Origin of the sequence: Schlegelella aquatica, from assembly GCF_026013905.1 — a bacterium.
GTDB classification, from domain to species: Bacteria; Pseudomonadota; Gammaproteobacteria; order Burkholderiales; family Burkholderiaceae_C; genus Caldimonas; species Caldimonas aquatica.
This window is the reverse complement of sequence record NZ_CP110257.1, coordinates 1,390,774-1,404,450: the sequence shown is the minus strand read 5'-3', so window position 1 is coordinate 1,404,450 and position 13,677 is coordinate 1,390,774. Positions and strand designations below refer to the sequence as shown.

The window sequence follows — 13,677 nt, the reverse complement described above, 5'->3', positions numbered from 1 at the left end:
GCGCTTGCATGCGGCCGATCTGGTCTCGGCCGGGGTTCCGACGCAAACACTCCCCCCTGCACGGGCCTCGGGCCTGCGCACGGTGAATTGGCGATAGAAAAAGCCTGCCCCGAGGGCGTGCCCGCGAGGGGCGCGCCGCCGATCGATCAGTCAACAGAGGGCAGGTGGGGCTGCCTCACTCAGCCCCTGGCCTCATCGTCGTCCCGACGCGAGTCCAATCAAGAGTCGATGTCTCAGTTCCATGATCCAGGCAGCTCGATCATGTAGGTATCGATGTTCTCGGATGCCACGTCCCAGTTCGAGTTGAACAGGATCTTGGTGAAGTCGCGGTTCACGCTCGCGTGCGGCTCCGTCCAGTAGCCCGCCGGCGCCGAGTGGTGGTGCGCCAGGTGGTAGATCACCGGGTCCGCCCTCAGCTGCACAGCCATCACCTTTCGGTGCAGCCACTGCAGCGAACCGCCACCGTCCGCGTACGTCGAGATCACCACCCAGCCGCGCTTGTTGTACGCCTTGCCCGACACGTGCAGCGCCGTCGCCGTGCCGCTCAGGTACGTCGGGAACAGCACCGTCCTCACCCCCGTGCGCAGGTTCACCATGAACACGTCGCCCGCGTTGGACTGGTAGTCGATCGCCACATACACGTCGTCGCCGTTCTCGTCCAGCGCAATGTCCGAGTGCTCCGACTTGTGGTGCACCTTCTTCTGCTGGCTGAAGTCGCGGCTGTACGCCACCGTCCCGCTCGCACCGTCCGACGACACCACGCAGTAGTTGCCGCTCGGGCTCATGCTCACATGGTCCGGCCTCTCGCCGTTCGTGCTCTTCATCCCCAGAATCGTGTTGGTGTCACGGTCCCACGTGAACACGCCCACGCCGTTCCAGTTCGCGTCGTCCACCATGAAGCACCAGTACCGCCCGTCCGCCGAGGGCGAGCCCTCCGACTTCGTCCACGCCGCCGCCGCACCGGGCCACCGGGCCTTCAGCCGCGCACCGAAGTCGCCCACCACCCTCGTCTGGTCGGTCGCCACGTTCAGCTCGTACAGCTTCATCCCGACGCCGTTGCTCGGCAGGTAGTACAGCAGGTTCGGGTCGCTCGGATGCCATTGCGGCTCCGCATCGCCTCCCGGGCCCACCAGCTTCTTCACATACGCCATCGTGCGCGCGTCATACACATGCCAGAACCCGTCCAGCGCATACACCAGCAGCTTCGAGCTGTCCGCATTGAACGCCTGGCGCCGTGAGTAGTCGTTGCGCGCAAAACCCGACGGCGGCTCCACCGCATGGTCCGTCACCCTCGTCACGCACGTCTTGTACGTCGGCTCCGCAAACGCCTTGCCCTTCACAGGCTTGGCAAGCGACGGGATGGCCGCCGTCAACCATTGACCGCTCACGAGTGCGCCACCGGCCGAGTAGAAATCCCTGCAGCCGCTGGATGGGCTGGCGCTCACACCCGTCCCCGGGACGCCGCCCCTGTCGGTCTCACCCCCACCACCCGTGGCAGAGCCCCCGCCCCCGCCGCAACCCGCCAACGCGAAGGACAGAAACCCGGCAACGCCGAGCCGAACCACAGAAATCATTGGAAGCCCACCCTCGTTGCCGACGGCCTCCGAGGCCGTCCTGATCGGCATGGAGAGGTGATGGCCAGCTCCGCTCGCCTCCCTCTTCCATACCCCGACGGCCGAATGGTGCCGTCAGATGAGCGGAGAAAGTAACCGGGTGCAACAAATGCCGCCGGCCCGTGGCGCAGACCGAGGGCGCCGGAGGCCTCTTGTCCCCCCTTGAATGAGGGGGCTCGCGCGGGAACTTCGCCCTTTGTCTGCCTTCCGCCCTTGTTACAAATCCGGTGCAGGACGCGTGCGGGTGCGTGCGCTACTTGGCAGTTGCCAGGCCGGGGCCGGCACCCCGAGCTCCCCCGCTTTCACCGCCTCGGCGGCAGCAACGCGTTTGCCCTGCGCCGAGAGCGTGTAGTAGCGTGCCACCAGGCCGGCCAGGGCCCAGAAGTTCCCCATCACGTCGCCGTCGAGGAACCGGCTGCCGTAGATGTTCCCCATGACGACGGCGAGCACGGACAGCCCGAAGCCGATGCCCAGCATCCGGGACTCGGGACGCGTGTCGAGCCGCTCCACGCGTCGCGCCAGGAGCAGCAAGCCCCCGAGCAACACCAGTGTGGCCACCGGCCCGAGCAGTCCCGCCTCCGCAGTGATGAGCACGTAGAAGTTGTGGGCGTCCATGTTCGCGTAGACCGGGGCATACGCCCCGATCTCGCGCTTGAAATGATTCAAGCCCACCCCCCAGGGGCGGTCCGCGATCATGGCAGCCGCACCTTCCCAGATCTCGAACCGGCTTTCGGTGCTCTGGTCGTACGTCGGTTCGCGCCCGCTCTCCGATCGGGCAGGCGCAGTGGTCGCATGTTCCACTTGCGTGGTCATCATGATGCGCTCGACCACGGTCTCCGGCGCCCACGACTCGAAGCTCATCAAGGCGGCGACGATCAGTGCACTCAACACCACGCTGCGCCGAAGGGTCACGAGCAACACAAGCGCTGCCAGGATGAAATAGGCTTGGCGGGAGTAGGTGAAGAAGACGACGAAGGCAATGAGCGCGGTGCTCCCGAGGCCCACGAGCCGGTGCAGGATCTTTCCTCGGTAGAACAAGCCGACCGCGGCAAACAAAGGAATGAAGATTGCAAAGAAGATCGCTGCTCTGTTCGCATTCGTGTAGTGCCACCCGAAGGGTGCCGAGACGCGGCGAGTCTCGTTGTAGGTCGCGATGCCGTAGTCCAGTGCCTGCCGCAAGCCCTGCACCGCGGCCACAAATGTCACGAGCAGAATCACGCCAAACAGAAAGCGAATCGTGCGTTCATCCTGTGACGCGTGATAGAACAAAAAAAACAGCAGCATGTAGAAGATGCTGTTCTTGAGCGCGGTGAGATCGTTGACCCACTCCGAGGGGTCGTGCATCAACCCCGCAGCGAAGCCCCAGACGAGCACGGCGAAGAAAAAGAAGAACGCCCGCCTCATCGGCGCAGGATCGGGCGCGCGGACGCGCAACGCCACCATGAGGGCCACCGCCAGGAGGAACAGCATGTTCAACACGTTCAAGCCTTTGACCGTGAACTCCAACTTGAACATCTGCTGGTTGGGCAGGTAGATCAGCAAGGCGGCCAGCACGAGTCGCAGGATCGTCATTCGTTGCTCCTCACGCAATGGAGTGCAAGGTGCCGTCGCCCCTGACCATCGTCGCGCTCAGTGCGCGCTTGAAGTCCGGCAGCTCTGCGTCGGGCATGCCGATGCGGCACAGCTCGTAGGCGTCGCACGGAAGGTGGTTCACGGCGCTGATCGTCGCCAGCGCATAGGAGAAGCCGGCCTCATGCGCCGCCTCCTTGACCGCCTGGTTCATCCGCCCCCCGGGGTAGGCGAAGCCTTCGACCGGCGAGCCGCACAAGGCCTCCAGCTCGCGCCGGGAGTCGAGCATTTCGTCGCGCAGTTGATCGCGGTCCGTCAGACACAGGTTGGGATGCTTCACCGTGTGCGCTCCGATCTCCACGCCGCGACGATGCAACTCGCGCACGTCGGCCGGTCGCAGGCGGTGAGCCAACGGCATCAGGCGCACCCGCGGCGCGAGCGCGCGCTCCAGGCGGAGCACCGCGCTCTCGATCTCCGCCATGGGCAACGACCACAGCGCCTCGAGCACCTGCTCCACCGAGCGGCGCCGGTACCACGGGGCCAGCGAAAGCCGGCGCCGAAGCCGGGGCAAGCCGATGGCCTGCGCGTCGATCCAGGATCGCGACGTGCAGGCGAAAGCATGGATCACCCGGTCCCACCACAAAGGCTCACCCGTCGCGAGGCCTCCGGTGGGCACGAAAAGAGTCCAGGGCACCTGGTGCGACTCGAGCACGGGCAGTGCCACTTCCAGGTTGTCGAGGTACCCGTCGTCGAAGGTGACGGAAACGGCCCGAGAGGGAAGCGGCCGCCCCTGTGTCAACCGCCGCACCGCCTCCCCCACGCCGATGAGGTTGAACCTGGACTTCAGATAGCGGATCTGCGCCTCGAAGCGGTCGCGCCGCACGCACATCCCGAGACGGAACGGGTCCGCCCGGTCGTCGAGCACGACGCGGTGGTACATGAGGATGGTCCAGCGGTCCTCCCGGACCGAGACCTCCTCGATTCGCCTGTCGTACACGCCGGTGGCATCGAGCAGCGGCGAGACGATCGCCTTAAGCACCGACTTGGCATGCGGCCACAGCATCAGCCTTCCTCCAGCCGGCCCCATCCACCCCCGGGCCCACCCGAACCGCCGCCTGGGCGGCCATGTCCGCATCCAGGAACTTCCTCGCCCACAGCTCGTAGGTGAGCAGGAGCCACAGGGCCTCCGCGTGGTCGCGGGTGCCGCGGAAGTGCTCCTTCAGCATGCCCTGCACGCCGGCCACGTCGAACATCCCGCGCTCGCGAAAGCGCCGATCGGAGAACGTGTCCTCCACGAGGGGCCGCAACTCGCCACGCAGCCACTGGGCGAGCGGGATCGCGAACCCTTGCTTGCGCTTGTTCATGACGGTGGCAGGCAGCAGGTCCGCAGCCACCTGCTTGAGCAGGTACTTGCCCGTCTTGCCACGCAGCCGGTACTTCATCGGAAGCCTCGCTGCGAACTCGAGCAGCTCATGGTCCAGCAACGGCGCCCGTGCCTCCAGAGAGTTGGCCATCGTCATCCTGTCCACTTTCACGAGAATGTCGTCGGCCAGATACGATCCGAGGTCGCCCGCCACGATCCGGTCCAGAGGATCGCCGATGTCCGGCCTCTCGAACAGGGCTCGCACTCCGCCATAGAGGTCCCCGCCGGCCACACCGGGCGCGAGGAACCGGCTCAGGTCGTCCTGCGAGTTCAGCCCCACTCCTGAGAGATAGCGATCTGGAAACGGCTGCATCATCCGGCGCGCGATCCGCTCCCACCGGTACCCTCTGGCGCCACCCACCAGCCCCCCGCCCGCCTTGAGCAAGGCCGGGCCCAGCCCTGCCGTGCAGCGCTGCAACTGCATCAGCTGGCGGTACTTCCGGTAGCGTTCGTAGCCGACGAACAGTTCGTCTCCTCCGTCGCCGGAGAGAACCATCTTGACGTGGCGAGACGCCAGCCGCGACACCAGGTACGTCGGGATGGCGGAGGAATCCCCGAAGGGCTCGTCGAAGTACCACACCAGATCGTGCAGCAGCTTCACCGCGTCGGCCTCCACGACCAGCTCATGGTGCTCGGAGCCCAGATGGCGAGCCACCGCCCGTGCGTCGTCGATCTCGCTGAAACGCGCCTCCTTGAATCCGATGGTGAAGGTCTTGAGGGGGCTGTCGAGATTGCGGGCCATCAGGGCTGCGACGACACTCGAATCGATCCCTCCGCTCAGGAAGGCGCCGAAAGGCACGTCGCTCACCAGGCGTACGCGCACCGCTTCCTCGAGCCGCTGGCGCAGCTCGGACTTCAGATCCTCTTCCGGCAGATCGAGCTTCGGCTCGAACGAGAGATTCCAGTAGCGCTTCAACGTCAGCTTGCCATGCTGGGCCACGAGGCAGTGAGCCGGCGGAAGCTTGTAGACACCTTGGTAGATCGAGGAAGGCGACGGCACATAGCCCAGCACGAAGTAGTCATGCGCGGCTCGCGCGTCCACTCGGGGAACGAAGCCAGGGACGGCGAGCAACGACTTCAGCTCGGACGCGAAACCCAGGAGCCCGTCGCCCAGGCGGGTGTAGTACAGGGGCTTCTTGCCGAGTCGGTCGCGCCCCAGCACCAGTTTGTCGGCCTTCAGGTCGACGATGGCGATGCCGAACATGCCTCGAAAATGCCTGAAGCAGTCCTCTGCGTACTCCTCGTAGGCGTGGACGATGCATTCCGAGTCGCTCTGGGTGTAGAAGGTGTGACCACGGCGCTCGAGGTCGCGCCGGAGCTCCTTGAAGTTGTAGATCTCTCCGTTGAAGACCACCCAGACGCTTCGATCCTCGTTGTGGATCGGCTGGTGTCCCGTGGACAGATCGATGATGCTCAAGCGCCTCATGCCGATCTGCACCCCGTCCCGGATGAACGTCCCCTGGTCGTCCGGGCCGCGGTGGACGATCATCCGGCACATGTCGTCGACGACGGAAGGGTCGATCCCCCCTCTTCCATCCAGCGAATACACCCCTGCAATGCCGCACATCGCGTCAACCTCGTCTATTGCCCCGTTTGCCTATCGCGAGAGCGCAGGGGCCGTCTCACAAGAACGGCACGACGCCGTACAACGACGCGAGCTGGCCGACGACCGAGCCGATCGACGCTCGCGCGTTCACCAAATGTCTCGCGTTCCTGCCCATCTCCGCGAGTTCATGGACAGGCGCCTGCGCCACCTCCGTCAGCCGAGCGACGAGCCCCTCGACGTCGCCTGCTTCGAAGAGCCACCCCGTGCGCCCGGGCACCACGAAGTCCTCGGTGCCGCTGACCCGAGAGCCCAGCACGGGAAGCCCGGCCGCCATGTACTCGAGCAGTGTGTTGGACAGGCCTTCGTTCAAGGACGTCAGAACGCCGAAATCGGCGATGGCGAGGTACGTCTCCACCGAGTCGGTCGGGCCGACGAAATGCACCAGCTCCTCAATACCGAGGCGCGCCGCTCGCTGCTCGAGCGCCTTGCGCAATGCCCCGTTGCCCACGATCACGAGAGCGCCGTCGCGCGTGTGGCCGAAGACCCGGGCCCAGCCATCGAGAAGCAGCTCCAGGCCCTTCTCCGATACCAGCCTTCCGGCATAGACGGCCACGACACGGCGCGAGCCGCACAGCCGCTCGCGCAGCGCCCGATCTTTCGAGATGCCCTGGAAGCGCGCCGTGTCGACCGCATTCGGGATCAACCGGACCTTCTGCGCCTCGAAGCCTCGGTCCACCAGCAAGCAGCCGATCCTGGAACTCGTGGCCTGGTAGTACGTCGCCCACCGCAGTGCCACCTTTCTCAACCGAGCGACCGGGCCGGGACGGGGGTCGAGGACGCCTCCCAACATCTCCGTCATGCCGGTGAGCTTGACGATCACGGGCTTGCCCAAAAGGCGCCCCATGACGCAGCTGACTGCCGCCATGTTGCTCGCGATGTGCGCGTGGATCACCGCGTACTCACGCCGTTGCCTGTAAAGCAGCCACCCCAGTTTGCACAGCATGGACAGCGCACCGACGACCGGCAGGCGCGGATACGCGATCCTTCGCACTCTCAGTCCGTCGACGAGATCGTGCTCGACCTGCGGACCGTGCGCCACCATCGGGACGATCACCGACACCTCGAGACTGCGTTGGCGCATGTGCGAGCCCAGCGTGCGCACCTGCGTTTCCGCTCCTCCTCCCCCTTGGGTGGGGAACACGCTGTCGAGCACCATCACCACGGCCATCTTGTACTCACTCATCGCCCTCATCCACGTACTTTCGATGCCAAAGCTCCAGCATCAAGAGCATGTAGATCTCGGCCGCGTGGTCCCAGGCACCCCGTTCGTGCCGCCTCATCAGTGCCTCCACGTGCGCCGTCTGGAAGTAGCCGCGCTGGCGACATTGCGATGAGAACAGAACGTCTTGCGCCATCTCCCGGAAGGGCCCATTGCGCCGCAGCCACACGCTCACCGGCAGGCCGAATCCCTGCTTCTTCTTCTTGCGAATCTCGGGCGGCAGGATGTCCTGGGTCGCCTTCTTGAAGAGGAAGCGCTTTTCCAGCCCCTGCACCTTGTCCGTGCTGGGCAGCCGACCGGTGTAGTCGACGAGCTCCCGATCGAGGTAGGGGAACATCACGCTCACGCCCGCCGTGCGTGACGCGCGCACCACCTTGACCACGTCGTTGTCGGCGATGGTCATCTTCAGATCGAGGTACATGAGGCGATGGAGCTCGCTTCCCGCCCGCGCCTCGTGAAAGATCCGTCGTTGCAGATCGAGAGAGTCGTCCCGTGCCACGCATTGGCGAAACTCCTCGCTCAGCAGCTCGTCGAACTGGTCCGAGGCGAAGGAGTCGTCGCTGTAGAAGCGGTCGGGATTCGCGAGCGATCCACGCTCGACGAAGTTCTTGATGCGATTGGCCCAGCGCGTGTCCACCGGCGCCAGCAGCCCCGCAGCCGCTCTCCCCGCTCTGCGGACGATCCACGGTGAACGGTAGAAGGCGCCGAAGATGCGGTCCTTGCGGTAGCGTTCGTTGCCTCCGTAGATCTCGTCTCCACCGTCCCCGGCCACGAGGACGGACACACCATGTTGTGCGGCGAGGTCGGCGCAGTAGTAGGTCGGTATGGCCGAGGAGTTGCCGAAGGGCTCGTCGAAGGCATCGACGAGCCTCGGAATGGCCGCCACCGCCTCCGCCTCTCCGACCCTGCGCTCGTGGGCCTCCAGGCCGAATCGCTCACTGGCGAGCCGGGAGTAGGAGAGCTCGTCATATCCGGCCTCCTCGAAGCCGATCGAGAAGCTGCTGACCTTGCCGGGTGCCACGGCACGGGCCAGGATGCTCGCGATGCTGGAGCTGTCGGTTCCCCCGCTCAGGAAGGTGCCCCAACGCGTGCCCCCGTTGGGCCGGTAGCCGGTCACCGTGTCCACGATGCGGCGGCGCAACTCCGCAGCCCGCTGTTCCACGGAGCCCGAGATGTCCTCCGGGTACTCGGCATCCCAGTACCGGGTGACCTCCACCGCAGCCGCGGTGGCCTGGAGCAGGCTGCCCGCAGGGAGCTTCGCGATGCCTTCGAGGGCCGAGTAGGGTGCGGGGACGTAAGAGAAGTTCAGATAGTGGTAGAGGGCCGGCAAGCATGGCTTCCTGGGCACCTCCCCGGTGGCGAGCAGCAGGCGGGCGTCGCTGGCCACCAACATGGCGCTCCCCGAGCGGGCGTAATAGAGGGGGTAGGTCCTGAATGCATCGGTGCAGGCGGCCACGTGCCCCGCGCTCGCGTCCCACCAGACGAGGGCGTACCGTCCCTTCAGGGTGCGCGTGTCCACCACCCGTTGCGTCGCCCAACGCCTCAGTGCCGCCCGAACGACCGCCTGATGTCCGGCCGGATCGATGCCCACGCCCATCCCGCCCAGGCCGCCCAAGGATTCGAACGCGACTGCGCCGCGCGACCAGACCTGCACACCCGGTGCCGGCGCGGTGTACGCGATCTCGTCCTCGGCGCCTCTCCATCCCGGCCACGCCGAGGGCTTCATCAACCTCTGCGCGGGCAGTGGCGATCCCCCTGCGTCGACACGAACCAAGAATTCACCGAGAGAACCAGACATCACTTCAACCTGCAGCGGGTGTGACACGAACCGACGCCCCCGGCGCCCGGCGGCTGACAGCCGCGTAGTGGCGTTCCAAGGACTGGACCATCGCGGGAACCGAGTAGCGCGCCTCGGCGACGGCCCGCGCAGCCGTTCCGAGCGACCTTCGCAGGTCCGCATCCGTGGCCAACCGGCTCATCGCCTCGACCAGTTGGACCTCGCTGCCCACCTCGAAGAGAAGTCCGGTCCTGCCCTGCTCCACCAGTTCCACATTGCCTCCAGTGCGAGAAGCGATGACGGGGCGCCCGCCAATCATCGCTTCGAGAATGACGTTGGAAAGCCCCTCTCTGAGGGATGGCAGCACCAGGAAATCCGAAGCGGCGATGAGATTCGCCACGTCGTGCCGCTCGCCGATCAGGGCCACCTGCGCCTCCAAGTCCAGCGCCCGCACCAGCGACTCCAGCTCCGCCCTCAGCGGCCCGTCGCCGGCGACGCACAACCGCGCGCCGATCCCGCGAGCCCGGAGCGTGTGAAAGGCGCGAACCAGCGTCGGAACGTCCTTGTGCACGACCAGACGCCCCACGAACAGAATCAAAGGCTCGCCTGCCGGAGAAAGCAACCGACGCAGCTCTCGCGCGGCGTCCTCACAGGGCGGCTCGCATTGCACCCCGTTGTAGACCACGTCCATGGCGCACTCGGGCCGCCCCATGCGCTCACACGCGTACGCCGCGCCAGCCCTGGAGTTCGCCACCACGCACGAGGATTGCATGGACACCCACCGCTTGATCCTCCATTGCGCGGCGCTGTACCACTCGTAGGTACCACGGATCGACGACACCAACGCAGGACGCATCGACGGCCGCACCAGACGCCGGGCCACCGCACCCCAGAGTTCGCCCGAGAACGAGAAGCAATGGACGACGTCGTAGCGCGAGCGCACCAGATGGTTCCTCAATCGAGCGACGAAAGCGGGGTCGAACCGCCCCTTCTTCTCGATCCGCACGACCGGCACCCCTGCGGCTTTCAGCTCGTCGACGAAGAACGACTCGTTCCTGAAATAGACGACGGTCGGCTCGAAACGGCTCCGGTCCAAGGTCCTGGCGACGTGCACGATCTGCCGCTGCGTGCCGCCGACTTCCATCTCGTCGGTGAGCAGCAGCACCTTGATCCTGGAGGGCGCGGCCGAGCGGGAATCAGGCAAAGGCTTCATAGAGCTTCCGGGCTTCCTTGGCCACGTCGAAGTCGCGCTCGACCTTCGCGCGCGCGTTGCGCGCCAGGGCAGAGGCAAGGCGAGGCTGGGTCAGCAGCTTCTCCATCGCATCGGCCAGAGCCTCGGCGTCCCGCGGCTCCACCAGCAAGCCTTCGATGCCGGGCTCGATCAACTCGGGGATTCCCGAGACGAAGGTGGACACCACGGGTGCACCGCAGGCCATCGCCTCCATCAAGGCAACCGGAATCCCATCCCGATCGCCCTCGGAGGTCACGACCGAGGGCAGCACGAAGACGCTCGCTTCGTACAGATGCCGGCGCACCTGCTCCTGCGCCATGGCCCCCGGCAGCAGCACCTTGTCTTCCAGCCCCGCCTGCGCGATCTGCTGCTCCAGCTGCCGGCGCAAGCGCCCTTCTCCGATCAGCACACACTGGAACGCCAGGCCCCGCCGGTCGAGGATCTTGCAGGCCTCGATGAGGTACGGAAACCCCTTGATCTCGTCCAGGCGCCCGACCGAGACGACCAGGCCTGCCCGCCGACCGCCTTCCCGGTAGGGGATCTCCTCGGCCGGCACCCCGCAATGCACGACGCGAAACCGCTGGAAGACATCCATGCCGAGCCGTCTGGAGAGATAGGCGCAGTTGAAGCGCGAGATGGTCACCCCGCATCGCGCACTCCGGATCTTGTCGGCCAGCAGATGGTGCTCCAGGAAGATGTCGTGTGCGTGCGCGGTGAAGCTGTAAGGAATGCCCAGCCGCTGGTGAGCGATGAACGCGGCGGTCGATGGATACGTCGCCCAATGGGCGTGCAGATGGGCAGGCGCCGCTTCCCGGATGCGGGGCATCAACGCGAGCACGCGCCACCACACCACGATGGTCTTGACCATCGCTCGGGGGTGGCGGCTCAATCCCGAGACGATCCTGCCGAGCTCACGCAGCGATTGCAGCGGATGCCGCGCGATCTCTCTCGCACCGTCGCACAGGCCCCTCCACCCCGCCGCCGGGTAGGTCACACGGTCGTCCAGTGCCCGGGCGTCGTCTTGCACCAGCCTTTCCTGCGGATGCTTCAGCGAGACGATGCGAACGTCCACGCCCATGCGGATCAGCTCATGCATCTCACGCACGATGAACGTCTCGGACCAGCACGGAAAGAGCGAAACGAAGTAGAGCACCTTCATGCCGAGCCTCCGCATTGCCGCCGGTCGGACCGCTCGTCGACCGGCCCCGTCGAGGCGCCGGCCGCGGCAGCCTCGCCCCCCGCCGCAGCCGTGCGAGTGACCTGCCAGAGATGCCCGTGCCGATTGGCGAAGAACTCCCGCGCACCGAGCATCACGCACCAGTTCATGAACAAGAACGCGCGCGCGAGCTTCACGATCCGCCATTGCGAGGCGAGCCCCGACCGGGGCCCCAGGGTGCCTGCGGCGTACGCACCCAGGTGCGCGAGCAGCAGCCCGGCGTAGAAGGTGGAATCCATCGCCAGCGCGATGTTGGCCGCCAGCAGGCCCGCCAGCACCGGAGGAACGAAAAGCCGCGCCGCCTTGTGCGAGACGAACTGGAGCCACAGGGGATTCCTCCATGGCAGGAGCAGGCCCGGATTCATCGCCATCAGCTGGAAGTTGCCCGCCAGGGTACGCACCTTCCTGCGGCGCTCCTGCTCGGGCTCCTTGGAGGGCAGGTCGTAAGCCCGGGCCGCCGGCTCGAACACGACGCGGGCTCCCTGTGCGGCGATCGCCATCGGGATCGCAACGTCGTCGAGGATGGTCTGCGGTGGGATCGGCCGATACAGCTCCCGCCGGATGGCATAGAGGGCTCCCGTCACCCCGACCGACGAATGGACGGCCGCCTCCTGCCGGCGCACGAACTTCTCGTATCGCCAGTACGCGCCGACGCTCTGCGAGAACGTGCTCGACTCCTCCTGGGTGAACATCAGTTCCCCGCTCACCGCGCCGACGGTTCGGTCTCCCAGGGTGCGCACCAGCGAGCGCACCGCCTGGGGGTTCAAGCGCTGGCGCGCGTCGGTGAACACGATGACCTCCTCGTCGCACCACATGACGGCATCGTTCAAACAGGCTGCCTTGCCACGACGCTCGGGAAAGGCCAGCAAGACGACCTCGGGCTCCGCGGCTCCCTGCGGCGCCCGGTGGGCGCCGTGCCGTTCCTCGCCACCCCCCTGGACCACGGCGCGGCAGCCCCGAGCGCGCAACCATTCGTTCATGCCGTCGTCCGAGCCATCGGAGGCAATCACCACACGCAGGCGCGACGCCGGGTAGTCCTGGGCCATGCAGCTGCGCAGCTTCTCCTCGATCCTCGCCTTCTCGTTGTGCGCGACGACGACGATCGCGACCGACGGCTCCCAGTCCTGCGGCCGAACGGGCCGCCCGGCGCAGCGCGCCCAGCACCACATGAGCAGCGGATAGCCCACATAGACGTAGCCGATCAAGAGGACCGAGCCCCAGAAGAGCGCTTCCATCACATCCGCCCCCTGACGGCCAGGGCCGCACGGCGCAGCCTCTCATAACGACTGTTTCCCAGTGCGCGCTTCGCCGCGTTCAGCACCAGGTAGCGCAGCTCCATGGATCGCAGCTCCCATCCCTCCTGGGTGATCCAACGATCCACCTGCCGTTCGGTCGTCGAATGCAGAACGGCCAGGCGCGGGATCTCCACGCCCTGCTCCCGCCCGGGGCGCCAGAGGCCCACGCGCGAACTGCACACCGCCCGGTAGCCGAGCCGCACCGCCGTCTCCGGCAGGTCGCGGCTCATGCGGCCGCCCGGCGGCGCAAAGAGCGTCACGGGCAGTCCCAAGCGGTCCTCGATCTCCCATTTGGACTGCCGCAGCTCCTGTTCGACCTCGGACGGGGCGAGCTCATCCAGATACCGGTGGTGCTGCCCGTGCGACTGGATCGACATGCCCTCCGCAGCCATGTCGCGCAAGGCGCCCCAGCTCAGGTGCCGCCCGCGTCCGACCGTGCTCGGATTGACAAAGAAGTCGGCACTTCCGCCATACGACAGAAGATCCCCGGCGGCCCAGGCATTGCTTTCGTGCCCATCGTCGAACGTGACCCCGACCACCGGATCACGCACCTGCCCTTCCAAGATCCGCGAGACGCTGCTCGGGACCCTCCCGCGGGCGCGAATGGCCGCCAGATGGGCCGCGAACCTGCCTCGGGTCACACAGTAGTGCTCGTCGGCCTCTTCCACGGCGCCAGGCGGCTGGGACACGGCGTGGTACATCAGGACGGGGACCAAGGCGTGGTTCAT

At 66.4% G+C, this 13,677-nt stretch carries 10 protein-coding genes; all 10 read right to left on the bottom strand.

Going from position 1 to position 13,677, the window contains the following annotated elements; genetic code table 11:
* Positions 1-233: 233 nt before the first annotated feature.
* Positions 234-1,388, bottom strand: coding sequence for a TolB-like translocation protein (locus OMP39_RS06385; RefSeq protein WP_264894079.1), 1,155 nt, complete (start codon positions 1,386-1,388; stop codon positions 234-236).
* Positions 1,389-1,829: 441 nt separating this feature from the next.
* Positions 1,830-3,185 (bottom strand): O-antigen ligase family protein, encoded by a 1,356-nt coding sequence (locus OMP39_RS06380; protein WP_264894078.1) that lies wholly within the window; start codon positions 3,183-3,185, stop codon positions 1,830-1,832.
* Between the two features lie 10 nt (positions 3,186-3,195).
* Positions 3,196-4,245, bottom strand: coding sequence for a polysaccharide deacetylase family protein (locus OMP39_RS06375; RefSeq protein ID WP_264894077.1), 1,050 nt, complete (start codon positions 4,243-4,245; stop codon positions 3,196-3,198).
* A complete protein-coding gene (asnB, locus tag OMP39_RS06370) occupies positions 4,214-6,172 on the bottom strand; it encodes an asparagine synthase (glutamine-hydrolyzing) (protein WP_264894075.1) in 1,959 nt (652 codons plus the stop codon). The genes OMP39_RS06375 and asnB overlap by 32 nt, the downstream gene beginning before the upstream one ends.
* Before the next feature lie 55 nt (positions 6,173-6,227).
* Entirely contained in the window at positions 6,228-7,394 is a 1,167-nt protein-coding gene (locus OMP39_RS06365; RefSeq protein WP_264894073.1) for a glycosyltransferase family 4 protein, read from the bottom strand.
* Positions 7,387-9,156, bottom strand: a complete 1,770-nt coding sequence (locus OMP39_RS06360; RefSeq protein WP_264894072.1) for an asparagine synthetase B family protein — start codon at positions 9,154-9,156, stop codon at positions 7,387-7,389. Before OMP39_RS06360 ends, OMP39_RS06365 begins: the two co-directional genes overlap by 8 nt.
* Positions 9,157-9,232: 76 nt before the next feature.
* Positions 9,233-10,372, bottom strand: coding sequence for a glycosyltransferase (locus OMP39_RS06355; protein WP_264894071.1), 1,140 nt, complete (start codon positions 10,370-10,372; stop codon positions 9,233-9,235).
* A gap of 31 nt (positions 10,373-10,403) precedes the next feature.
* A complete protein-coding gene (locus OMP39_RS06350; protein WP_264894070.1) occupies positions 10,404-11,597 on the bottom strand; it encodes a glycosyltransferase in 1,194 nt (397 codons plus the stop codon).
* Positions 11,594-12,889: a glycosyltransferase family 2 protein gene (locus OMP39_RS06345; protein WP_264894068.1), complete on the bottom strand. Its 1,296-nt coding sequence runs from the start codon at positions 12,887-12,889 to the stop codon at positions 11,594-11,596. Before OMP39_RS06345 ends, OMP39_RS06350 begins: the two co-directional genes overlap by 4 nt.
* The gene (locus OMP39_RS06340; protein WP_264894067.1) at positions 12,889-13,677 is read right to left on the bottom strand and encodes a polysaccharide deacetylase family protein; all 789 of its coding nucleotides are present in this window, start codon (positions 13,675-13,677) and stop codon (positions 12,889-12,891) included. The genes OMP39_RS06345 and OMP39_RS06340 overlap by 1 nt, the downstream gene beginning before the upstream one ends.

Excerpts from the sequence above, each read along its gene's own strand:
- OMP39_RS06345 (WP_264894068.1), bottom strand. The coding sequence starts at position 12,889 with ATGGAAGCGCTCTTCTGGGGCTCGGTCCTCTTGATCGGCTACGTCTAT.
- OMP39_RS06375 (WP_264894077.1), bottom strand. The coding sequence starts at position 4,245 with ATGCTGTGGCCGCATGCCAAGTCGGTGCTTAAGGCGATCGTCTCGCCG.
- OMP39_RS06340 (WP_264894067.1), bottom strand. The coding sequence starts at position 13,677 with ATGAACCACGCCTTGGTCCCCGTCCTGATGTACCACGCCGTGTCCCAG.
- OMP39_RS06360 (WP_264894072.1), bottom strand. The coding sequence starts at position 9,156 with ATGAAGCCCTCGGCGTGGCCGGGATGGAGAGGCGCCGAGGACGAGATC.
- OMP39_RS06365 (WP_264894073.1), bottom strand. The coding sequence starts at position 7,394 with ATGAGTGAGTACAAGATGGCCGTGGTGATGGTGCTCGACAGCGTGTTC.
- asnB (WP_264894075.1), bottom strand. The coding sequence starts at position 6,172 with ATGTGCGGCATTGCAGGGGTGTATTCGCTGGATGGAAGAGGGGGGATC.
- OMP39_RS06350 (WP_264894070.1), bottom strand. The coding sequence starts at position 11,597 with ATGAAGGTGCTCTACTTCGTTTCGCTCTTTCCGTGCTGGTCCGAGACG.
- OMP39_RS06380 (WP_264894078.1), bottom strand. The coding sequence starts at position 3,185 with ATGACGATCCTGCGACTCGTGCTGGCCGCCTTGCTGATCTACCTGCCC.